23 protein-coding genes and 2 tRNA genes are annotated in these 23,388 nt (G+C 45.5%); 18 read left to right on the forward strand and 7 right to left on the reverse strand.

Translation table 11 applies throughout. From position 1 onward, the window contains the following. Positions 1-79: 79 nt before the first annotated feature. Positions 80-667 (reverse strand): hypothetical protein, encoded by a 588-nt coding sequence (locus IRJ16_RS09760; RefSeq protein ID WP_194111358.1) that lies wholly within the window; start codon positions 665-667, stop codon positions 80-82. Positions 668-928: 261 nt separating this feature from the next. On the opposite strand from IRJ16_RS09760, the gene murB reads away from it, so the two are divergent. The 6 genes from murB (at position 929) to IRJ16_RS09790 (ending at position 6,200) form a co-directional block, all read left to right on the forward strand. Further along, complete coding sequence (murB, locus tag IRJ16_RS09765; protein ID WP_194111359.1) at positions 929-1,948, forward strand: UDP-N-acetylmuramate dehydrogenase; 1,020 nt, start codon at positions 929-931, stop codon at positions 1,946-1,948. Between the two features lie 249 nt (positions 1,949-2,197). Further along, positions 2,198-2,737: an RNA polymerase sigma factor gene (locus IRJ16_RS09770; RefSeq protein WP_194111360.1), complete on the forward strand. Its 540-nt coding sequence runs from the start codon at positions 2,198-2,200 to the stop codon at positions 2,735-2,737. A 306-nt stretch (positions 2,738-3,043) separates the two neighbouring features. Further along, complete coding sequence (uxuA, locus tag IRJ16_RS09775; RefSeq protein WP_228079988.1) at positions 3,044-4,243, forward strand: mannonate dehydratase; 1,200 nt, start codon at positions 3,044-3,046, stop codon at positions 4,241-4,243. A 361-nt stretch (positions 4,244-4,604) separates the two neighbouring features. Further along, on the forward strand, positions 4,605-5,435 hold the full coding sequence (locus IRJ16_RS09780) for an alpha/beta hydrolase (protein ID WP_194111361.1): 831 nt from the start codon (positions 4,605-4,607) through the stop codon (positions 5,433-5,435). Positions 5,436-5,477: 42 nt separating this feature from the next. After that, entirely contained in the window at positions 5,478-5,633 is a 156-nt protein-coding gene (locus tag IRJ16_RS09785) for a hypothetical protein (protein ID WP_194111362.1), read from the forward strand. Between the two features lie 228 nt (positions 5,634-5,861). Next, positions 5,862-6,200, forward strand: a complete 339-nt coding sequence (locus IRJ16_RS09790) for a UBP-type zinc finger domain-containing protein (RefSeq protein ID WP_228079990.1) — start codon at positions 5,862-5,864, stop codon at positions 6,198-6,200. Here IRJ16_RS09790 and IRJ16_RS09795 read toward each other — a convergent pair. Continuing rightward, the gene (locus tag IRJ16_RS09795) at positions 6,197-6,610 is read right to left on the reverse strand and encodes a VOC family protein (protein ID WP_194111363.1); all 414 of its coding nucleotides are present in this window, start codon (positions 6,608-6,610) and stop codon (positions 6,197-6,199) included. The two genes, IRJ16_RS09790 and IRJ16_RS09795, sit on opposite strands and share 4 nt — an antisense overlap. A 121-nt stretch (positions 6,611-6,731) precedes the next feature. Between IRJ16_RS09795 and IRJ16_RS09800 the strand changes: the two genes are divergently transcribed. The 7 genes from IRJ16_RS09800 to IRJ16_RS09830 all read left to right on the forward strand — a co-directional run bounded on the left by IRJ16_RS09800 (position 6,732) and on the right by IRJ16_RS09830 (position 11,140). Further along, positions 6,732-6,971 carry a hypothetical protein gene (locus IRJ16_RS09800; protein ID WP_194111364.1) on the forward strand — a complete coding sequence of 80 codons (240 nt, stop codon included), beginning with the start codon at positions 6,732-6,734 and terminating at the stop codon, positions 6,969-6,971. Next, the gene (locus IRJ16_RS09805) at positions 6,947-7,156 is read left to right on the forward strand and encodes a PH domain-containing protein (protein WP_194111365.1); all 210 of its coding nucleotides are present in this window, start codon (positions 6,947-6,949) and stop codon (positions 7,154-7,156) included. Before IRJ16_RS09800 ends, IRJ16_RS09805 begins: the two co-directional genes overlap by 25 nt. Before the next feature lie 15 nt (positions 7,157-7,171). Beyond that, positions 7,172-8,044, forward strand: coding sequence for an alpha/beta hydrolase (locus IRJ16_RS09810; RefSeq protein WP_194111366.1), 873 nt, complete (start codon positions 7,172-7,174; stop codon positions 8,042-8,044). 10 nt (positions 8,045-8,054) lie between these two features. Next, entirely contained in the window at positions 8,055-8,615 is a 561-nt protein-coding gene (locus tag IRJ16_RS09815) for a Crp/Fnr family transcriptional regulator (protein ID WP_228079992.1), read from the forward strand. A 45-nt stretch (positions 8,616-8,660) separates the two neighbouring features. Further along, positions 8,661-9,050 carry a RidA family protein gene (locus IRJ16_RS09820; protein WP_194111367.1) on the forward strand — a complete coding sequence of 130 codons (390 nt, stop codon included), beginning with the start codon at positions 8,661-8,663 and terminating at the stop codon, positions 9,048-9,050. Positions 9,051-9,128: 78 nt separating this feature from the next. Next, positions 9,129-9,428, forward strand: coding sequence for a DUF3072 domain-containing protein (locus IRJ16_RS09825; protein ID WP_228079994.1), 300 nt, complete (start codon positions 9,129-9,131; stop codon positions 9,426-9,428). A gap of 104 nt (positions 9,429-9,532) precedes the next feature. Further along, positions 9,533-11,140 (forward strand): DEAD/DEAH box helicase, encoded by a 1,608-nt coding sequence (locus IRJ16_RS09830; protein WP_228079996.1) that lies wholly within the window; start codon positions 9,533-9,535, stop codon positions 11,138-11,140. A 215-nt stretch (positions 11,141-11,355) separates the two neighbouring features. Here the strand turns inward: IRJ16_RS09830 and IRJ16_RS09835 are convergent, their stop codons facing one another. Then, entirely contained in the window at positions 11,356-11,886 is a 531-nt protein-coding gene (locus IRJ16_RS09835; protein WP_194111368.1) for a hypothetical protein, read from the reverse strand. Between the two features lie 487 nt (positions 11,887-12,373). On the opposite strand from IRJ16_RS09835, the gene IRJ16_RS09840 reads away from it, so the two are divergent. Then, positions 12,374-13,753 (forward strand): hypothetical protein, encoded by a 1,380-nt coding sequence (locus IRJ16_RS09840; protein ID WP_194111369.1) that lies wholly within the window; start codon positions 12,374-12,376, stop codon positions 13,751-13,753. 238 nt (positions 13,754-13,991) lie between these two features. Here the strand turns inward: IRJ16_RS09840 and IRJ16_RS09845 are convergent. Both IRJ16_RS09845 and IRJ16_RS09850 read right to left on the reverse strand, forming a co-directional pair. Then, positions 13,992-14,068 (reverse strand) — tRNA-Met (locus IRJ16_RS09845). Between the two features lie 112 nt (positions 14,069-14,180). Continuing rightward, positions 14,181-14,257, reverse strand: a tRNA-Met gene (locus IRJ16_RS09850). A 102-nt stretch (positions 14,258-14,359) separates the two neighbouring features. On the opposite strand from IRJ16_RS09850, the gene era reads away from it, so the two are divergent. Continuing rightward, a complete protein-coding gene (era, locus tag IRJ16_RS09855) occupies positions 14,360-15,238 on the forward strand; it encodes a GTPase Era (RefSeq protein WP_194111370.1) in 879 nt (292 codons plus the stop codon). 292 nt (positions 15,239-15,530) lie between these two features. Continuing rightward, positions 15,531-16,832 (forward strand): ribosome biogenesis GTPase Der, encoded by a 1,302-nt coding sequence (der, locus tag IRJ16_RS09860; RefSeq protein ID WP_194111371.1) that lies wholly within the window; start codon positions 15,531-15,533, stop codon positions 16,830-16,832. 530 nt (positions 16,833-17,362) lie between these two features. Here der and IRJ16_RS09865 read toward each other — a convergent pair. Both IRJ16_RS09865 and IRJ16_RS09870 read right to left on the reverse strand, forming a co-directional pair. Then, positions 17,363-18,157, reverse strand: a complete 795-nt coding sequence (locus IRJ16_RS09865; RefSeq protein ID WP_194111372.1) for a hypothetical protein — start codon at positions 18,155-18,157, stop codon at positions 17,363-17,365. A gap of 373 nt (positions 18,158-18,530) precedes the next feature. Continuing rightward, the gene (locus IRJ16_RS09870; RefSeq protein WP_194111373.1) at positions 18,531-21,005 is read right to left on the reverse strand and encodes a TonB-dependent receptor domain-containing protein; all 2,475 of its coding nucleotides are present in this window, start codon (positions 21,003-21,005) and stop codon (positions 18,531-18,533) included. A gap of 235 nt (positions 21,006-21,240) precedes the next feature. On the opposite strand from IRJ16_RS09870, the gene IRJ16_RS09875 reads away from it, so the two are divergent. Both IRJ16_RS09875 and IRJ16_RS09880 read left to right on the forward strand, forming a co-directional pair. Next, positions 21,241-22,224 (forward strand): DUF2157 domain-containing protein, encoded by a 984-nt coding sequence (locus tag IRJ16_RS09875; protein ID WP_194111374.1) that lies wholly within the window; start codon positions 21,241-21,243, stop codon positions 22,222-22,224. After that, on the forward strand, positions 22,221-23,384 hold the full coding sequence (locus tag IRJ16_RS09880; RefSeq protein ID WP_194111375.1) for a hypothetical protein: 1,164 nt from the start codon (positions 22,221-22,223) through the stop codon (positions 23,382-23,384). Before IRJ16_RS09875 ends, IRJ16_RS09880 begins: the two co-directional genes overlap by 4 nt. Positions 23,385-23,388 lie beyond the last annotated feature (4 nt).

Genomic DNA, 23,388 nt, shown 5'->3' on the forward strand with positions numbered 1-23,388 from the left:
ATCCAAACAGCACGTCATCGCGAGGAGCTTTTACCAGCGACGTGGCGATCCCCGATAAGCAGAGCGGTATCGTGATCGCTTATTTCTTCACCGGCCATTGCTTTTTATAAGTATTAACCACCGATCTACTAAACTCTTTGCTAAACACCGGTTTGGCATCACCCCCATTTTTTAAATCGTATAAATAACACACATCGCGATCATCACTGTCAAATTTTCCATCCTTATTAGAATCCGGTCGCGCATTGATCAGCAATAGCCCCGTCTTATCAATAACACTCCAGCCGGTGACCGACAGATCAAATGGGGATATTTGCTTAAAACCCTTACCTATTTTATCTGAGATAAAGAGATATTCGGGATCATCGATATCTATCCCGCCATTCTTATTTACGTCTTCGCAGATCATTTTATAAAATATCAGTTTCGACACTTCGGCCGTACCTGGTCCGGTCACCTTGTTTATTGGTCCGCTGTCATCCGATGAAGATGCAATGTTATAGCCGGTAATAATAAGCTTGCGGTCGGGGGTTAACAATCGCTGCTCTTTGTTCTCTGAATTATAAAATACGATATTCCAATAAGTGCTCGCCCTGTAACCTTTGCTGGAATAGGAGTCACCACCATTTTGCTCCTGCCCTTCAACTATGCCTATCAGTGGGAACATTACATAACCCGTACTGTCGATGATCTTTGAAGTTTCATAACTTATTGTCGATAAATGACCGGGGGATGTTGTGGCAGAAGTATCACGTTCTGAAAATTCGACATCCCGTTTATCTGTCTCTCCTAAGCAACCAGTAAAGGATAAAGTTGTTAAAAATAGATATCCTAAGTATTTGCGCATATGATATGGTGTAAGTGTATGCCTAAAGTATAGATATAAATTAAAATTCCGAAATTCGCCCCCGACACCCAAAAGCACCCCATGTTACAGATCCAGCAGAACGTATCCTTAAAAAACTTTAACTCTTTCGGTATCGAAGCTTCGGCTAAGTACTTTGCCGAGATCAGTCACGAGGAGGAGCTGACAGAGCTGTTCATGGATCCGCAATGGAAGGATATGCCGCGATTAGTGATGGGCGGCGGCAGCAATATGCTATTGCTGAACGATTACGATGGCCTGGTGATCCGCATGAATATCCGTGGGATAGAACACCGCATCAGTCACAATGATGTATTTGTAGAGGCCGGCGCGGGCGAGGTTTGGAATGATCTGGTGCAATACGCCGTTACCCATGGCTACGCCGGACTGGAGAACCTGAGCCTGATACCGGGTTCGGTGGGCGCGTCGCCAATACAGAACATAGGTGCTTACGGTGTGGAGTTGAAAGATGTGTTCGAGAGCTGTCGCGCTTTTGAGATAGCTACCAGCACATTTAAAACCTTTAGTAAAGATGATTGTGGCTTTGGTTATCGCGAGAGTGTATTTAAGACCGAATTAAAAGGACAGTATATTATAGTGTCCGTAAAATTCCATCTATCGCTTACGCCGAGCCTTAAATTGAGCTATGGCGCTATCGGGCAGGAGTTGGCTAACCGTGGCATCAGCCAGCCTACTATAAAGGATGTATCTCAAGTGGTATCGCACATACGTGTGTCTAAACTCCCAGACCCTTCTACCATTGGCAACGCGGGAAGCTTTTTTAAGAACCCGGTTATCACTGCCGAGCAATTCGCCACCGTACAACAGAACTTCCCAGACGTGGTTAATTATCCCGCAGGTGATGGTATGGTAAAACTTGCCGCCGGTTGGCTGATAGAACAATGCGGCTGGAAAGGAAAAACGGTGGGTAGCGCGGGCACATGGCATAACCAAGCACTGGTGCTGGTGAACCATGGCGGTGCCACGGGTACTGAAATTTATGCACTGTCGTCGCAAATCATAGACAGTGTGTACACTAAATTTGGCGTTCTGTTAGAACGTGAGGTGAACGTAATAGTTTAATTCACCCATCTAAAAATTCTTAACAAAATCTTAACCGGCTTTGTTTTAACACCCCCTGTTTATCCTCAACATAGCCAAAACAGTCTATTTATCAGCGTTTTAAGATATTACCTCAATTGCATCACAGCTGTTTTGCCAAACAAAATTTGTTATAATTGGCACTGTACACCTGTTCCATTATTCCATACAATGCCAAATCGGTATCATGTTTGCCTTAGTGTATACATCTACATCTAAAAATAACATTGTATGAATAAGATAGAGTTTAACACATTGGTATTACGTCAGGCAAGTTCATTACGTTCATACGCCTTACACTTCACCCACGACGCGGACGATGCTAACGACCTTGTACAAGATACAATGTTAAAAGCTATCACTTACTACAACAAGTTTAAAGAGGGTACTAACCTTAAAGGCTGGTTGTACACCATCATGAAGAACACCTTCATTAACAACTACCGCCGCTTTGTTAAAATGAGCACATTTGTAACTAAGAGCGAAGAGATATCTTCGGCCAACTTAGTATTCAGCTCAACTAAAAACCAAGGCGAATCTAAATTTGTGATGGATGATATCCGCCGCGCTTTAGATAAACTACCACAAGATTACTACGTGCCTTTCACCATGTATTTTGAAGGCCACAAATACCACGAAATTGCCGAGCACCTGGATATCCCTATCGGTACCGTTAAGACCCGCATCCACGTAGCCCGCAAGATCCTTAAAAAAGGCCTGAAAGCTTACGACAGCGGTGTCAAAAAACCAGTGTACGCCGAGATGGACTAACACATCGACACAAGATTCTCATTATATAAATTTAGCTTAAGCGCCGCTGACTGGGTCAGTGGCGCTTTTTTATTGCACTCTGTACCCTCCCAAAAGTCATGCTGAACTTGTTTTAGCACCCCACGCGCAAAGCCGCTTTGCGTTACTGACCTTATGATGGGTTCCCGAACAAGGGATCACCTATTGTAATAGGACACTCATCTACACCGCCGCAAACGTTCCCGTATATTTTACCACCGATAAATACCGCCAACCAACTCAACTTCGGATCCTATTTATATTTTTGACAAATACAATTGTAACCGTATGCCCATGACCGCCGCTGCCACTCCAAACAAACCCTACCAAATGATACAGACCATGCGTTGGTATGGCCCTAATGACCCTGTTAGTTTGGCCGATATCCGCCAGTCGGGTTGCACGGGTGTGGTGAGCGCACTGCACCATATCACTAACGGACAAGTTTGGCCAGTAGACGAGATCCAAAAACGCCAGCAAATTATTGCTGATGCCGGATTGGTTTGGAACGTGGTAGAAAGCGTCCCCGTGCACGAAGCGATCAAAACGCAGACGGGTACCTACTTAACTTTTGTTGATAATTACAAACGCAGCATCCGTAACCTGGCCGAGTGCGGTATTCATATAATCACTTACAATTTTATGCCGGTGCTGGATTGGACACGTACCGATCTGGCCTATACGGTCGAGGATGGGTCTAAAGCGTTATTATTCGAGAAAGCGGCTTTCATTGCGTTCGACCTGTTCATCCTTAAACGACCAGGTGCCGAAGCTGAATATAATGCCGAAGATACCGCCCGCGCCAAAGCCCGTTTTGAGGGCATGAGCGATGCGGACAAAGCCTTATTACAACGCAATATCATAGCCGGACTACCCGGCAGCGAAGAAAGCTTTACGTTAGAAAATTTCCAGTCGGCTTTGGATACTTATGCCGGACTTGGTGCCGATGGCCTCCGCGCAAACCTGATCTACTTTTTAGAGCAGATCATCCCCGTGGCGGACGAGTGTGGAACCAAAATGGTGATCCACCCCGATGACCCTCCCTACCCTATCCTTGGCTTGCCGAGGGTGGTGAGTACTGCGGATGATATTGAGGCGCTTGCCGCAGCCGTTCCGTCATTAAATAACGGTCTATGTTTTTGCACCGGATCATTCGGCGTTCGGCCGGATAATGACCTGCCGGCTATGGTAAAACAGTTTGGAGATCGCATTAACTTTTTGCACTTGCGTAGCACCCGTCGCAACCAATTCGGCGATTTTTACGAGGATAACCACCTGGAAGGCGACGTTGATATGTACAGCGTTGTAAAAGCAGTAGTAGAAGTGATGCAAGAGCGGGAAGTGAACATCCCAATGCGCCCCGATCACGGTCACCAAATGCTGGATGATCTTGGTAAAAAGACCAATCCGGGCTACTCTGCTATCGGTCGCTTACGTGGATTGGCTGAGTTAAGGGGTTTGGAAGTGGGGATCAATAGGGCTTTGTAGGTCGTTAGAAAAAACCATTGCTTTCTATTCTTTTTCTCCGACAGCGGTTTGGCGTCGGGTGAGGTGGCCAATGCATTTGGTATGTGCGGTACGAGCAATTGGCTGCCTGCAGGGGAAAGGCCTGTGCGTATAAGCATTAGCGCTGTCTTGACTTTTATTCACGAGTTTTTTATTTATTCATGTGTTCATGAGCTCGCTATGCTCGGTTTGGTTCTTTTGTGTCAAGACAAAAGAACGGCATATGAAGAGCCACCTTGCAAAGTGCCTAACGTTCAAAACAAACAGTAATACCCCCTGCTAAATCGATACAACCATATCAGATAAAACTGCTATATTAGGCTGACCAAAATATACCAAACCCATGCGTAATTTATTTAAAGGCATTGCCTTAACTTGTTTTATTCTCACTTGCTCCCTCATAACCCGCGCCGCCAGGGTCGATACCGTAGAGACCTATAGCGACGTAATGAAGAAAAAGATAAAAGCCGTTGTGATCAGTCCGGCTAATTACGATAACCTGAAAGCCATGCCCGTAGTGTATCTGCTGCACGGTTTTGGTGCCGATTACAAAAACTGGATATCCTTTGCCCCTCACCTGAAAGATATTGCCGATGCCGACAACCTGATGATCGTTTGTGCCGATGGCAACGTACGCAGCTGGTATTTTGACGCGCCGGAGAATCCGAAATCTAAATACGAGACCTACATCAGCACCGAACTGGTGAAATACGTAGATGAGCATTACAAGACCATCAAGAACCGCACAGGCAGAGCTATCACGGGTTTGAGCATGGGAGGCCATGGCGCGCTTTACGTCTCGTTTAAACACCAGGATGTTTACGGCGCGGCAGGTAGTACAAGCGGCGGCGTGGATATTCGCCCGTTCCCTAATAACTGGGATATGTCGCAGTTGCTGGGTACTTACGCCGACAAACCTGAAAACTGGGAGAAGAACACAGTGATCAACATGCTGCACCTGCTTACACCTAAAAAACTATCGCTGATCATTGATTGCGGTACCGAAGATTTCTTTTACAAGGTGAATTGCAACCTGCACGATGAGTTACTATACCGCAATATCCCGCACGATTTTATTACCCGTCCCGGCGGTCACGATTCTCGCTATTGGGCTAACTCCATCAAGTACCAGCTACAGTTTTTCCACGATTACTTTGTGGCCAACAACAAATAATCTTAAATGTGTAGGTTTGTAAATTATAGCACAAACACCATCATGAGAACAGAAGAAGACATCAAGACCGAAATAGCCATCCTGCAAAGCATGTCTAAAAATGATAAGCGCGCCAAGTTGGATATATCCGAATATCAGCACAAGATAGTAGCCCTTAAATGGGTATTGGAAGAGTTGGGTGATATATTGGACGAGTAAGATCCCACCTACCTACGTCATTGCGAGCTTACAGATCCCGCTGGGACTGTGAAGGTGAAATGCCAAGGGGTGTCACCCTGAGCCCGTCGAAGGGCGACGTGCCCAGGGCATGACCGATGTACATGGTCACCACTTGCAAAGTGTCAAGCCCACCGCACCATGGTTCGACGGGCTCACCATGACACCCTTCAAAAATATGTCATAGGTAGGAACGAAGCAATGACGTAATTGAGTATTCAAGATAAAGATCATCAGCGTAATCAAAAAGATCATTATGATCAGCGGTTCAGACAAAACATTATGCAAACCACCTGCTCCCACATCCAAGAACTAACCACGCTACAAGTTGCCGACGAGCATGTCTGCGAAGAATGCATCAAACAGCACGGCACCTGGGTACACCTGCGCACCTGCCAAACCTGCGGCGTAACGCTTTGCTGCGATGATTCGCCGATGAAACACATGACGGCGCATTATCACGAGACGAGCCACCCGGTGATCAGCTCTGCCGAGCCGGGAGAGCGCTGGTTATGGTGCTATCCCGACAAGGTTTTCGCCGAATATTAAGCCTGTTGAGGCGGGGCACCGTTCGGGTCCATCCAAACGTATTCCCAATGATGACCGTCAAGGTCGGCAAAACTATGCTGATACATAAAGCCGTAGTCGGTAGCGGGGTTAGGGATAGTGGCGCCTGCCGCTTCGGCCTTGGCAACCATCTCGTTAACGGCATCTTTACTTTCTGCAGATAGGCAGATAGAACATTCAACTTCGGTATGCGCGTCAATGATCCTTTTTGGCGTGAACGTTTGGAAGAACGGCTTGGTGAGCAGCATAATGTAGATGGTGTCGCTCACGATCATGCACGTAGCCTTTTCATCCGTAAATTGCGGGTTAAAAGTATAGCCAAGTTTGGTAAAGAACGATACCGACCTGTCCAGATCATCTACAGAAAGATTCACAAAAATTTGAGTTGCCATAAGTATTTTTTTATTTTTTGGTTTATGATCAAATGTACAAGCACAGCACAACCACAGCAATGCCCTAAGGCGACAAATAAGGGGTGAATTGCGACGCGGCCGATAATTACTATCTTGCAGGATGACACCCGATATCAAATATCGTTCGGCCATTAGTTATGGTCTTTGGATCCCGGTAAGCCTTGTATTGGCTGTACCCACGGTAATGGCCGCCATTGACAGGCAATTGATCCCGATGATCATTTTATGCGCCGCCATCTTTGGCATCGTACTGCCCATCTTCCTTAATACTAATTACACCATCACAGCAACTACACTAAAGTACGCTCGGGCTGGATGGCCAGTATCAGCATCCCGATAGATCAGATCAAAACCATCAGCAAGACCGGCAGCATCCTAAGTTCGCCTGCCCTTTCTGTTACCGAACGCATCGAGGTCACTTATGGTAAATTCGATAGTGTGATCATATCGCCGGCTGATCGCGCTCCTTTCATAGCCGATCTGCTCAAGATAAACCCGGTTATCAACTTGGGTGAAGGACTTTAATTAAGCAGTATACCGATGAAAAAATACCGGGCTTTTTTAATAGCGATCATAATGTTCCCGCTGATCGCCTTTGGTCAACAGATCAAGACCGTACCCATCAAGTCGAAATATGTTGACGGGCGCAATATTAGAATATGGCTGCCGGCCGACTACAGCGCCAAGAAAAAATACGCCGTCCTATACATGCACGACGGCCAAATGCTGTTCGACTCCACCACCACCTGGAACCATCAGGAATGGCAACTGGACGAAACACTGGACCGCCTCACCAAAACAAAAAAAATGCGCGACCTGATCGTGGTCGGCATAGATAACAACGGAGCCAAACGCCTGGCTGAGTTTTTCCCGCAGGCGGTGGTCGGTACCGTCCCCCAACCCGAACGTGCCGAATTAGATAAGCTAATGCCCAGCGGACCGATAGCCGATAATTACCTCAAGTTCATCGTTACCGAATTGAAGCCTTATATCGACGCTAATTACTCCACCTATGGCGATGCTGCGCACACTTTCATCGGCGGCTCCAGCTTAGGTGGTATGATATCGCTCTACGCGGTCTGTAGTTATCCGCAGATATTCTCAGGCGCGTTCTGCATGTCGACACATTGGACTGGGACATTCGTTCAGAATACCGCTATACCGGATGCGATGGTCAATTATCTGGATAAGAAACTCCCGTCAACAGGTGGGCATCGCTTTTACTTTGACCATGGCACAATCACTTTAGATTCACTTTACGCGCCTGCACAGGTAAAGGTTGATGCTCTATTTAAACGTAAAGGTTACGGCAGTAAGAACTTTAAAAGTTTAGTATTTGAAGGTGCATCTCACTCAGAACGTGATTGGGCTAAGCGGTTAGATGAGGTGTTGGTGTTTTTGATAGGGAAGTAATTTGTTAAACATGATGTACCCTGCGCTACGCGCACAGTTTGAAAAAGTGATCCTGTTAAGTGATGACGAGTTTGAAGCGATCGTACCCTACTTTAGGCACCGATCCTTTAAAAAGAACGATCATATTTTCAGCGCCGGTGATGCCGTGCCTGATAACTATTACATCTTATCGGGCCTGACCAAGTTGGTCTACACCGACCCGGAGACCATCAAAGAGCATATCCTGTCTTTTGCCATGGAGGATTGGTGGGATAACGATTTTCAGGCTTATTATACTCGTAGCAAAGCTACCTTAGCCATGGTCTGTTTAGAGGATACGGAGGTGCTGTGCTTATCGTTAGATGATCTTCAGGCCTTACGCCAATTGCCTAAAATGGAACACTTCCTGCTCGAGCGATCCATTAATTCTATGCTCAGCGCACAGCGTCGTATCCTCTCGCTGATGACATCCAGCGCGCAGGAACGGTACGAGCAATTGATGCGGCTATATCCGGCTTTGTTGCAGCGCGTCCCAAAGACACAATTGGCTGCTTATTTAGGTGTATCCCGCGAGACCTTAAGCCGAATGTGATATAGGTCACGGTCAGTTCCAGATCGGTCGTTCTAATTTTGCCATATGGAAAAGAGAACGATAAACCCCTGGAAATGGCAAGACAGCCGCCACTACGTGCAGGCTGTAGAAGCTAAAAATGTGACCGCTACGCTTTATTGCGCAGGTCAGGCGGCGGTACTTGCCGACGGAACCTCAAGTGATGCCGATATGGGAACCCAATTAGATATCGCCATACAGAACCTGGAGCAGGTGATCCGCGAAGCAGGATACGAGACCAAGAATATTGTGCGATTGAATGTGTACACCACATCGCACGAGGAATTTTTCCCCCATTTTGAAAAATTTGGTCAATGGATATCAGCTAATGGTATTAAACAGGCTGCGACCTTTTTTGAGGTGAAGACTTTGTTTGAGACCTTGAAAGTTGAGCTGGAAGCTACGGTAGTGAAGTGATCTGTATACTTTGGTGATCTGTGACGACGACACCACTCATCGCCTGAACTTTACTTTTTTAAAAACAGATCGCACACTATGGCGTTACTAAATAAATTAGTACGCGATATGAAAAGTAACGATCAGGAAGAAAAGCTTTTCCCAACCGATGAGGATAAGCAACGGTCTTTAGAAGACAATACTTCGAACACGATAAAAGATCCGGATGATTGGACCACCGGCGACGAAAAGATAACCGGCGCACAGTTATCTTATTTAACTACGCTTAGTGCCGAAGCCGGTGAAGAAGTTGATGAAACTCTTACCAAAGCCGAGGCATCAAAAAAGATAGATGAGTTACAGCATAAAACGGGCAGAGGCTTAGAAGGACAAGAATAAATGTGGTGAATAATTGGGGGATCGCTTAGATGGTGTTCACCAGATAAATTTGCCCGAATGCCGTTCGTATTTAAACTACGGGCGGCATTTTTTATTGAAAGCTTTTGGCACAACTGTTAAATGTGAGAGATATCAAGACAGTAAAAGTTGAAAAGTTGGGCGATGAAATCGGCACAGATGTTGCCATTATTAGCATATCCAAACTATCGACCCTAATGAACGAACTTTACGCTTACCAACAACGTGACCTTGACACGTTATTTGAACGGTTACAGAACTGCCCCGACAAGCACCGCTTGCTTTATCAACTACCTACAGGTGGCGGTAAAACGCGGATCTTTGCCGAGATGGTAGGCCGCTTTATCGGCACCTGCGATAAAAAGGTGATGATCCTTACCCATCGTTTGGAGCTGTGTAGCCAAACGTCCACCGTGTTGAAAAAACTGGGCATACGCAATAAGATCGTAAACAGTCAGGTGAAAAAAATATCGGCTAAAGAAAATTATCAGTGCTTTGTGGCCATGATAGAGACGCTGAAGAACCGGATAGATAGCGGGCTCATCGACACGCAAAATATCGGTCTGGTCATTATAGACGAAGCACACCATAATTCGTTCCGTAAGTTGCTAGATAAGTTTGGCAATGCCAATATCATTGGTGTTACGGCTACGCCTTTCAGTTCGGACATAAACCTGCCCATGAATAAAAACTACCAGGAACTGATCATTGGCGAAAGTATAGGCAACCTGATCGCCAATGGCTTTTTAGCAAAGCCTGTAAACTGGCGCTACGATGTAGAGCTGAACACCTTGCAGACCGGTATCAGTGGCGACTTTACTGTTGCTACTTCGGATGCATTATATAGTTCGCCTGTCATGCTTGACCTGCTGATGCACGCTTATCAGGAGCACGCCAAAGGCAAAAAGACGCTGATCTTTAACAACGGTATATTTACCTCAAAAGCGGTTTGTCAATTATTTGAACAAGCCGGTTATCCCGTAAGGCACTTAGATAATCACACACCCGCTGGTGAGCGTACGGAGATATTGCAATGGTTCAAACGGACCAAAGGGGCCATCCTTACCTCTGTATCTATTTTAACTACCGGTTTTGACGAGCCCACCATACAAGCCGTTATCCTGAACCGGGCCACCACCTCGTTAACGTTGTATCATCAAATGATAGGTAGAGGGGCACGCCGCCTGCCGCAAAAGAAAACGTTCACTATTATTGATCTGGGCAATAACACCGACCGCTTTGGCCAATGGCAGGCGCCGATAGACTGGCAAAGCGTATTCGATCACCCCGACGCTTATCATGAGGCGTTGCATTCCAAAACCGAATTTGAAGCCCATCAACTACCTGCCGATCTGCGCGCGCATTTTCCTAATACTTTGCAGTTGTCATTTGATATCCAGCAAGCGCATCAGGATGCTACAGCCAACCAGGTAAAGTCGAAGATCGTTATTCGAGACGCCATCAGGCAGCATGCGCTGATGTGTGCCGACAACGCTGACCATTTAAGCGATGCCTTGGCATTGACCGAACTATTGGACAAAGAAATTACCTGGCGGATAAAGCAGTATGCAAAATGTATTGGCAAGGTCACTAAAAACTACACTGAGTGGCTGCAAGAAGATTACAAAGCCCGCTTAAAAACGTTGGTGACCAAGATCATGGGGCGCCGTGCGGTATACAAGCAGTCGGCTTAAACCATACAAGAGTAGCTCCAAACCTTGGAACGCGGTTTGTTTGATCATACACATGGCAGCAAAAACAAAAAAAGACCCATGCTGGTCGGGTTATAAAAAAGAAGGCACAAAGAAGAAGGACGGTAAGACGGTACCTAATTGTGTTAAGGATACAAAAAAATAAAAAGCAGAGGTGGCCAAAAGCCACCTTTTATCATTTGAGCAGGTGCAGATGCTTAGCAACCGCCTTTGGGTAGCACACGTTTAAATATCAATTTACCATTCTGCTCAATGCGTTCGGCTGATATGATATAATGCGGATGCTTGGGCGAGTAGGCGCCGCCATGGCTTTTGATGGTGACCTTGTCGTTAACCTTTAGGTCTTTCACGTTTTGACGTTCTTTGTAGGAATGCAGGTCAAGGATATAGGTCTCGTCACCTATAGTGACCAGGAATCCCGGCACCCTTGCCGGCGGCGAGACAGCAAGCGCTGTAATAGTTGCCTCCATACCGGTAAAGGCCTTAATGTCGCCTCTAACTTTAGCACCACTGGCTAAGATCCTCATTCCCTCGGGCGAGTCCTTCCATTTTTTGAACCTTACACCATCAGGCGAGTTCTCCCATTTCTTCCGAGCCTCGGCGGCAGCTTTCTGGTCAACAACCGTAGCCGGCTTTTTAGGGGTTTCCTTTTTGGTCTCGTGATCGGCAAATACCAGTCCGCTCAACACAACCAGCGAGCACACCAGCGCATAGACAACTTTTTTCATATCCTTTTAAATTTGGTTCAGCAAAAGTAGGTGGGCGGTGGGGTGGGGAGAGAATTTGGGTTGTAAATTAAAATGTAAATTTTGTAAAAAGAGGCTGGGAAAGTTAACAAAGGTTAACATTTTTTAGACTGTTACTTATTCAAGTATTTGATAATCAGCAATTTATATCATTTGGATTAAATAGTGACAACTGTGTTAATTGCGATGCATGGTTATGATTAAGCGGGATGTTTAAAATTGTTTTTCATCCAGGCCTGTGGCTTGGCTGGGGAATTTGGGTGTAGAATTTTTATAAAGAGTTACTAACGGCCTATCGCAACCTGCTATTTAGCGATACTTCGTACAAATTGTTCACTTGTTAATGAATTATCAAGCGAAATCTTGATTTAAATTAGCATCTAATCATCGGTTTTGTAGATGCGGATATGAATTACACAAGCAATGAATTTATTAAATAGCAGTATATTGCGTTACCTAAGATCACGCGATGATTAATCCAGATACTCCAATAGAAAAAAAAGAGGTCAACGGCGTAGAATTTTTGACTTACCTTCAAAAATACACTAAAATTTACAACCTAAAAATAACAGACAATGTTGATGTACAGCAGAGTATAATTTTAAGGGGGGACACTGTCGAAATCGCTAATTGTGATTTTGAAGGAGAGTTGTTTTTTAGAGCAAATCCATCAGTTAAAAAGTTCCATCTGTTAGATTGCACGCTAAAAAAGCGTTTTTTACTGTTTAACAGCAATTTAGAACTTGTCAATTTAGCTAGGTCAACTTTTTTGCAATACTTTGCTTTTAAAAATTTATACGCCAAAATTTTGACCATTGAAAATTGTGCTATTAATAACAGTAAGGAACTAAGGCTACACGAGTTCGCAGTCGATAATTTTTCATTCGTCAATAATGAAGCAAGTAATGATATTTATATCAAGCCACTAGCTGCTAAAGTGGTTTTTTTGAAAGGCAACGATAAAAAGTATCAAGTAACGCTGTCTGGTAGGTCTGACAATGGAATTTACGACCAAATTAGATTATTTTGCTACTCGCAGCATCGTACTGACTTTGTGTTTTTCAATATAAATGCTGACATGGTCCAAGTAGTTGGATCTCTAAAAGATTCAACTATCTACACTAATAACCTTTCTATTCGTTTAGGCATACTTGATCACTTTTTTAATGATGGTAATTTAAAAATTTCAAATCTTCAACCAGTATCCACAAATTCAAGGTTAGTAATAAAGAAGTCAGTTTTAGGCAAAACCCAAATTAACAATTGTGACTTCAGCAAGTTTCAAACCGTAAATCTTGAAAACAGTAATATTTTAGAAATTACGCCAGTAAACGTCGTATTATGTAATAATAAAAATATCGCTTCAAGTAACTTGTTTTCAACGAAAGAAAATTTCAGACAGCTAAAAATAGTATCTCAAAAAAATGAAGATATAGATAACAAATTGATTTACGCTAGGCACGAAATGAACACGTTATTAACGATTGCAAAGGAAACAAATGCTAGTTTTAATGATAAATTTATTTTATATACATCTTGGCTATCAAATGATTTCGGGAATAACTGGAGCAGGGCGTTAATATGGCTACTTTCGGTTTCTTTGCTTTTCTATACTGCTATCAAATATTTGTTGGGATATGTTTATTTCGATGTTCTTCTAATTGGCGATGAAATTGGAAAGTTCCTCATTTTTCTTAATCCTTTACATCAGTTTGAAAAATTATTTGGGGCTGACGCAAATAATCAAAATACAAACGGGGCGATTTTGGTCGATGGGATTTCTAAGATAATTGGGGCATACTTACTTTACCAATTTGTGAATGCCTTTAGGAAATATGTAAAAAAATAAGATTTAAAGTTAACACTATGATGTGTGTAGACTCTAACGGACCATTGTGTCCAGCAAGTTAGTCTTCCTCCAACGCAAAAAAGCCTCAGGCTTTTCAACCCAAGGCTTCTTAAAAGGTAGCGGGAACAGGACTCGAACCTATGTCCGTCAGCTGACGGATAAGAGCCCGACGAGATGCCCGAGAAAATATCAAACGCAAAAAAGCCCCAAGACTTTCGACTTGAGGCTTTTGATTTACTGGGTAGCGGGAACAGGACTCGAACCTATGACCTTCGGGTTATGAGCCCGACGAGCTACCAACTGCTCCATCCCGCACTGTGTTTGTATAATATTGAACGGTCATACTTCCGTTTTGTTTTAAAAGAAAGTCGCTTTCTTTTTTGGTTACCGTTCTTAAGACTTTCGACTCAAGACTACCGGCTTAACCTGGGTAGCGGGAACAGGACTCGAACCTATGACCTTCGGGTTATGAGCCCGACGAGCTACCAACTGCTCCATCCCGCACTGTGTTTTCCAACGCCAAACGGTTAAATTCCCGTTTTTTATTGGACTGCAAAGATATAATTCGTTTCTTTGCAGTCCAAATAATATTTTAATTTTTTTTCTATGGGTCACAAGGCGGGTTTTGTAAGCATCATCGGCAAGCCTAACGCGGGCAAGTCTACATTAATGAATGCGCTGGTTGGCGAGAAGATGTCTATCATCACGCCAAAGGCACAGACCACGCGCCATAGAATTTTGGGTATGGTCAATACCGACGATTACCAGGTGGTGTTCTCGGACACGCCGGGCATCATCAAACCGCATTACGCCCTGCACGAGAGCATGATGCACCAGGTGCAAGGCTCTATCGTGGATGCCGACCTGATCCTGCTGGTGACCGACATTAACGAGAAACACGACGAGACCGACGTAATGAAACGCCTGGAAGGTTCGCAATCACCGGTGATCGTACTAATCAACAAGGTTGATCTGAGCGATGCCGATACCGTTAACGCTAAAGTCGCTTATTGGGAAGAAACGCTGCAGCCTTTAGCTGTATTCGCTATATCGGCCCTAAAAGCACCGAACACCGAGGAGTTGCTGAAATTCGTTGTCAGCTACCTGCCCGAGCATGCCGCTTATTACGAAAAGGACGCGCTGACCGACCGTAACGATCGTTTCTTTGCGTCGGAGATGATCCGCGAGCAGATATTTAAACAATACAAAAAAGAGATCCCTTACAGTACCGAGGTGGTGATCACGGCCTTTAAAGAGGAAGAGAACATCTACCGCATCAGTGCCGAGATCATTGTAGAGCGCGACTCGCAAAAGAACATCATCATTGGTCAGGGTGGCAGCATGCTGAAGATCGTTGGCACTTACGCCCGCCGTTCGATGGAGGAATTCTATCAAAAGAAGATCTTCCTGGAGATGTTCGTAAAAGTGATCAGCGACTGGCGCAGCAAAAAGAACTACCTGAAGAAATTTGGGTACGACGATTAGGGAATTAGATGCAAGAATATAGAGTCAAGAATCAAGACACTATTTTTGAAAGAGATGCAAGAATATAGAGTCAAGAGACAAGACACTATTTAGTCGTCGTCGATATCCCTTAGCAATTTTATTATACATAATACGAGTTAGGCATCACATTAGTAACTTAGCGTAAGTCTTGGTTCTTGATTCTTGACTCTTGGTTCTAACAACATTATATACATAATACGAGTTAAGCTGCATATAGGTAACTTTGCAGGTGTCTTGATTCTTGACTCTTAACTCTTGATTCTTCAACAAAATGAGTAACATAGTAGCCATAGTGGGCCGCCCCAATGTAGGCAAATCAACTTTATATAACCGTTTGACCGAGAGCCGTAAGGCGATCGTTGATGACTTTAGCGGCGTTACGCGCGATCGCCATTACGGCGTGGCCGAGTGGATCGGTCGTAACTTTACCGTGATCGATACCGGCGGTTATGTAGCCAATAGCGATGACGTTTTTGAGGCCGCCATCCGCGAGCAGGTTTTGATCGCTATTGAGGAGGCCTCCGTGATCTTATTTGTGGTAGACGTTACCACAGGTATTACCGATCTGGACGACGAGATAGCGACCATGTTACGCCGCAGTAAAAAACCGGTATTCGTGGTAGTGAATAAAGTAGACCACGGCCTGCTGCAAAGTGATGCGACCATATTCTACAGCCTTGGTTTGGGCGAGATCCATAACATCTCCTCTGCAACAGGTGCCGGTACAGGTGACCTGCTGGACGAGGTTGTTAAAACCTTCGACGAGGACGTGGTAGAGGAAAATACCTTGCCTAAGTACGCTATTGTCGGTCGTCCTAACGTGGGTAAATCATCTATCATCAACTCGTTGATCGGTAAGGACCGTAACATTGTTACCCCGGTTGCAGGTACCACACGCGATAGTATCCACATCCACTATAACCAATACGGCCACGAGTTTATGCTGATAGACACGGCCGGTATGCGTAAAAAGACCAAGGTTAAAGAGAATATCGAGTTCTACTCGGTAATGCGTACCATCAAAGCCTTGGAAGAAGCCGACGTGGTGATCCTGATGCTGGACGCTGTTGAAGGCCTGGAAGCGCAGGACGTAGCCATCTTCCACCTGGCCGAGAAGAATAAAAAAGGCGTGGTAGTAGTGGTGAATAAGTGGGACCTGATCGAGAAAAACAACAAAACTGTTAAGGTTTTTGAAGAGACCATCCGCCAAAAATTAGCACCATTTAACGATGTACCTATCGTGTTTACCTCGGTAACCGAAAAGCAACGTGTATTAAAGGTGTTAGAGACAGCAGGAAAAGTTTACGAGAACCGCGGCAAAAAGATCCCGACATCAAAACTGAATGACGTGATGCTGCCGATCATAGAGAACAACCCGCCACCGGCGCTTAAAGGCAAACACATCAAGATCAAATACATTACACAGATCAAAGGCACATCGCCCATGTTCGCGTTCTTCTGTAACCTGCCGCAGTATATTAAAGAAGGCTACATTCGTTTCTTAGAGAACAAACTCCGCGAGAACTTTGACTTTGAAGGCGTACCGATACAATTGTTCTTCAGGCAGAAGTAGTAGCAATAAACGATCTTAAGAAAAGGCGAAGTGGCATCACTTCGCCTTTCTTATTTACTGACGCGTCATCACGAACGCAGCGCGGTGATCCCCGGCATGTTGGTCGAAATGCTTTAAAGTCTCGCTTCCCCGCTTGAGCGGGGTCAGGGGTGTGTCCTTCATTTGCAAGGTTTGCGAAAGGACACCCCTATGAAAGGTTCTTCTCGATGTTCGTTCATCGCTTCCCCGCTCAAGCGGGGAGACGCGGGCTTGTCTCTCTTCATCGAAGCCCAGCAGATCGGTAAACTCGTAATGACAGGCCTAATTTTCTTATGATCTTTTTTGAAAACCAACGATTCCGCATTCCATCGGTACCACCCGCCCCGCTCTCTGTCCAAGTTTTGCCCCTGCCGCGCAATGCCCCTACGCTGCAAAAGCTTCCCGCCGATCGGGTTTTGGTTGAGGAGGTGCCAGCAGTGTCAGAAAGGCCGATCGGTACACCTCAGACGTAAGGGATATAAATGATCAGCGCGCAGATCACGGCAAGCCCACTATTTCCTGGCCAAGCTATACTCGCCCCAAAATTGTGTGGTCGAATTCAGATCGGCATCGCCATCCCGCTCTTCGCCGCGTGCTTTGGTGATCGGGTCGCGCTCCACGTATGTCAGGCAACAGAACGCGTTGCCCCAATCGTTCAGTTTAATATTGTAAGCGATCTTTCTTACCTGGGCTACAGATATGCCCACATGTTTTAACGGAAATGCCAACTCATATACATATTTACCACTGTTTTGAAAACGGCCCACGGCTTTTATCTGCACATCATTGTAGATAGATATCAGGGTATCGCTAATTTTTTTTGCCCCGATAACCTTAATATCTTTAGCGTAGGAACCAAAAGCCTTATTGGCCCGGTCCACGGTAGAATCGGTGCGTGTGAGTAATGTAGTCGGGTGCGGCGCATGCGCCGGCAGGCCGGCTATGTTAGCTTTATTCCCCGAGTTGAACAGGATACCTCTAACATATTTATAGGACATATTAGGGTAACTGACGGCCACTGTATTAGCCGTGTCGCCCTTAACGCCGGTAGTGTTCACAGTAAGCTGTACGCCTACCAATAAGATCTTCTCTATCACCCGTGGTTGGGTAGCCTCAACGGCAAGGTAAAGATATTCGTCGTCGTTAGCTAAACTATAGGCAAAGTCAACCGTACGATTATGGGCCTGCATTTTGCCGCCCCACTCTGCTGTATTACCATCTATCTTAATTTTGGCCGGGGCAAGCATGGCATCGACTTGCACCTGTGGCAGCTTTTGGGCAAAGGATATTTGGACTGAAAATAGCACACAAACGCATGCTATCAAAAGCGGACGGACATTAAAAAAAGCGTTAGGACTAAAAAAGTGTATCATCATATTGTGAAACGGTTGGGTTGAACTGTAATGCAATATACGCAAAAACATTTGATCGCTTAAAAAATTGTGATCAGCTATACCGAAAAAGCTAAACCCGCAACCCATCAGTTGCGCATTTTGCAAAACAATTACAAAACGTAAAATAAGTGGCAAAAACTCGTGTTATTTGGTCAAAAATGGTCGCTTTTAAACACGCTCCCAAGCTAACGAAACACAATTCGGTCGAGTTTTGCGTCAATAAAAAAGGTCCCCGCCAACGGGCGGGGACCTCTCTGTTTTGTTGATCTTTGGGAAGATCGGTATCTTATTGCTGGCCGCCCGCGCCTTGGTCTCCGCCCGATTTAAGGTCGTCATTCAGGCCGGTTTTCTTCGGTGCCATTGGGTTATCTTGTTTAAAGGTCACCTTACCAAAATTGTAGCTGAACGTAACACCTACCGAACGGAACGGGAAGGCCGTATTACTGGTCTGCACCAGGTTACGGCTGGCAATGCGCTGGTTAAAGTCGATGTTCTCTTTGAACGGCGACAGGGTGTTCAAGCCGATAGATGCTTTCTTGTTCAGGATCTCTTTACGTACACCAAAGCCGATGAAACCGAATGACGGGTTGCGGCCTTGGATGCTGCGTGTAGGCGAGTTTAGGATAGCAAAGGTCTCGGCAACAAAGCCCTTAGGCAGGGTTAGCGTACCGTTACCAAAAATGTTGTACATCACCTGAGCGCCCCTGTTCTCTGCTACTTGCAAATAATCGAACTGGCTGTAAGGGCGTCCGTTATACGTAAAAACGTTTACACTTGTACGGAAAGTAAGCGGCTTAATGGGCGTTATCGAACCAAAAAAACTCATACCGACAGAGTTATTCTGGCCAATATTGTTGTAGGTCGTCCGGTTAAAGGTCTCGCCTGGTGCCGGTAACAGCGTACTGCCTTCGATCAGGTCCTTAGTATTTTTGTAATAAACCGACGCGTTGATGACCGATGATCTGATAAAAGTAGAGTAATTGAATTCTACCGTCTGCGATACCTCCGGAGCCAGTGCCGGGTTTCCGTAACTGATATTTTGCGGGTTCAGTCTGTTAACAAATGGATTCAGGAACTGAAGGCTTGGGCGCTGAATACGCTTGCTATAAGTCAGTTTAAAAGTTTGAGTGCCACCAAATGTTTTTGATACCGCAAAACTTGGCACGAATGTGTAGTAAGTATCCTCTACCGGTTCAAACTGTAGTCCCTCACTCGCTGATCTTCCGTCGATACTGGTTATCTCGTATCGCGCGCCGGTTTGTAATGACCAAGCCTTAGGTAACGTAAAGGTAAGCACGGTGTAACCAGCGGTTACATACTGGTTGTAATCGTAAAGATTAGATGCATCCGGCCTGTACTCGTCGTTAATGTTGATGTCAGAATTACTGCTGATGATACGGGAAATGCTTTTACCACCTGCTTCTAACTTAAATTTATCTGTGATAGGCAAAGTATAATCCAATTGTCCAGTGTACTCATTGTTAGTGCCACCATTAGTTGCGTCCTGTTTAGGCTGCGTAGAAGTATTAAAAAACTTTAAGCCGTAGTCCAGATCGGTGATACTATGGCTCCATTGCCCTGATGCTACTATTTGGTGGCCTTCTTTTTTAAACTTGTGCGTGTAATCTAATACCCAGTCATAGCCACCAAAAACAGTTTTGCTATTATTTTCGGACCTGTAGGTGTTAGTTAAGGTAGGTGTACGAGTTAAAAAGTCAGTAAAACCCTCTGCCTTGAACCCGCCCTGATTGAAGCGGATCGTAGAGTGAATAGCATTGTAGTTATTAAAATCATAACTAACCTCGCCAGAGCCTGTATAGGCATAACGCTCAACTTTGTTGGTAGCATTTTGGTTATTGGTAATATCAGACAAGCTGTTGTAAGATTCCCTGATGGTAGGCGTAGATTGCGGCCAGGTGTAGTTGCCGCCAAAGCTACCGGTGATGCTTAAACGGTTCTGCTTGATATTCAGGTTGGCGTTGCCATTATTTTGACGCGTGCCGAAACCGCCACTGATAGAGCCGCTTACGCCGGATATATTTTTGCTTTTAGTGATGATATTGATGATACCACCGGTACCCTCAGCATCGTACTTAGCCGATGGCGAGGTTACTACCTCGATGCTTTTGATCTGATCGGCAGGGAAAGATTTCAGCACGTCGCCCAAGTTGTTAGACATGGCACCCGATGGCTTTCCATTGATAAGTACGCGCACATTCTGATCGCCACGTACCGATACGCCGCCGTTAATATCAACGGCCACCAATGGCACTTTGCGCAATACATCGGTAGCGTTACCGCCTTGCGATGTTACGTCCTTTTCGGCATTGAAAACGATTTTATCTATTTTATTCTCTATCAGCGGTACCTCTCCCACGATGTTGACCTGATTTAAGGTTTTGGTGCTTGGCGCCACAGAGATGGTACCCATGTTATTATCCGGTTTAGACAGCGTAGTCTCTACCGGATCGATAGTTTTGGTTGGGTAACCAATAAAAGTAATGCTGATCTTGTATTTGGCCGGGGGCAGGTTATTCAGCTTAAAATTACCTTTATCATCGGTGATCACACCGTTGATAGGCGCTTTACCGCCGGTGCGAAAAACGCTGATGGTAGCATATTCCAGCGGCTTTTTGGTGACCGAATCGATCACCGTTCCTGATATCTTACCCAGGATGGTAGAAGTATTGCCACCGCCGAATTGCGCATTGGCCGATATTGCAGAACAGAAAATTGCAATTAGTAAAAGTACACGTTTCATCTATGTTTGAAAATTTGGTAGTAAGAGCCAGTTTTTGTTGAATTGTTACAAAGTAAGCAAGATATTCTTCGCCGATAACGTAACAAAAGTAACGCGATCCCCACTCCCGCTAAAGGCGAAACGGACGAACAGCAGATTATGACAGACGAATGGTGAAAGCCCCATTCCCTACCCGCTTTGCAAGGCTGACAAATATTGACTATCATTGGATTTGAACGTCTACACCCGATAAACCATGACCGACGAACTTTATCAAAACCTGCATGTAGAGTGCCTCATCAGTGATGCGTCGCTGGCACGGATACAGGCCAAAGCCAATAAGCCCCGGCTTTTCTCTGTCCATTGGGAGGTTAAAACGCTGCTGTACATCGGCATCCTGGCGCTCACCGGCGGCTTGGGCTTACTGGTTTACGAGCATATCGACACGATCGGGCATCAGGCTATTTTGCTGTTCATCGCCCTGATCTGTGTGGGTAGCTTTGCCTACGGCTATAAAAAGCGCAAACCGTTCAGCGCCGAACTGGTGAAAGCACCCAACCCGGCGTTCGACTACGTGATCCTGTTAGGCAGCATCAGCATGCTTACTTTTTTGGGCTACCTGCAATATCAATACAACTTTTTCGGTACTAATTACGGCTTGGCTACCTTTATACCCATGTTGGCCCTGTTCTTCATCGCCTACCGTTTTGATCATTTGGGGATACTGAGCATGGCCATAGCCAACCTTGCGCTGTGGATGGGTGTGTCCGTCACCCCAAAAAAACTATTGCTAAATGCCGATTTTGATAACCTGACCATCATTTACACCTACCTGGTTTTGGGCTGCTCTTTGTTAGCCTTATCTATAGCTACGCAGCGTTACAATTTTAAAAAGCATTTCAAATTCAGCTATCAGCATTACGGCATCCATGTGTGTTATGTGGCTTTATTGGCGGGGTATTTTCATAATTATGATTCGTGGCTGGCGTTTGCGTTTGTGCTGGGCGTGGGTGTCTTATCGGTCATCATGTATCTGGACGCATTCAGGCACAGGTCATTCTATTTTATCTTGATCGTGCTGCTGTACAGCTATGTCATGATCAGTAGTTTGATGGTAAGGCTTACCTTTTCGGTAGGCGATGGTGCGCTGATCTTTTTCTTGCTGATGTACTTTGTAGGCTCGGCTATAGGTTTTATCTTTTTACTGATGGATATCAACAAAAAACTAAAAGCCGAATGATCATTTATAACCAAACATGGCTGGCCAATTTACGCCTGCAAGATCAGGTAAAGGATGACTTGGACAGCGGACTGATCAGCCCCGAAGAGTTTAAGGCTATCACCCAAAAATATCTGGTAGGATTTTACACGCCCGGCATATTTGCGCGCGTGGGCATGGCCATATTAACCCTGATCGCGGTGCTTTTTGGCGATGGCCTGCTGGCATTCATGGCGGCATCGGCTAATATCATTGAAAGTTGGGGCTTTGTGCTTTTCCTGGCCATGTTAAGCTATTTTGTTCTGGAAACGCTGACCAAACAGAACAATTACTTCCGCGCCGGAGTGGATGACATGCTGACCCTGATAGCCGGTTGCCAAATAGTTGCCGTCTTCGTCATGATGATCGGCAACGCCGATGGCTTTAACATCGCTATATCCTTCGTCGTTTTAGTTACAAGCCTATGGCTGACCATCCGTTTTAGCGACAGGTTAATGAGCGCCATAGCATCCTGCGCCGTTTTAGCCTTTATCTTTTTTGTATGGATACAACTGATACCCGCCGGCCTGGCCACCGCTCCTTTTATAATGATGACCGCCTCAGGCTGTCTGTATTGGTTAGCAGGGCGATATGCTGGCGATGCACGATACATCAACTATCGCGACTGCCTGTACATTACCCAAGCCATCGCTTTACTGGCCCTCTATGCCGCCGGGAATTACTTTGTGATACAGACCCTAAGCGCCGACATGGCCGGGCGGGAAGGTCCTGTGCCCTTTGGTAGGGTATTTTGGATATGGACCTTCGTGGTGCCATTCGTTTACATCGGCATTAGTGTGCGCAAAAAGGACGCGATGCTACTACGTATAGGCTTGCTGCTGATCGCGGCGGCTGTAGCCACTTTCCGCAACTATTATCATGTGTTACCAACAGAAATAGCCCTAACGATAGCGGGGTCTGCTATGCTGCTGGTAGCTTTTGCTATCATGCGGTATCTGAAAGTGCCTAAACACGGCATCACCACGGCCGATCCTGACAAGATCAATTCCTTAGACCGCCTAAGGGTAGAGTCACTGATCGTTGCCGAGACCTTTTCGCACGCTCCCGATGCCCCTACCGACGATGGCACCAAATTTGGCGGTGGCAGCTTTGGCGGCGGCGGATCCAGCGCAAATTTTTAAGGAT

The organism is Mucilaginibacter myungsuensis (assembly GCF_015222005.1).
Classification (GTDB): domain Bacteria; phylum Bacteroidota; class Bacteroidia; order Sphingobacteriales; family Sphingobacteriaceae; genus Mucilaginibacter; species Mucilaginibacter myungsuensis.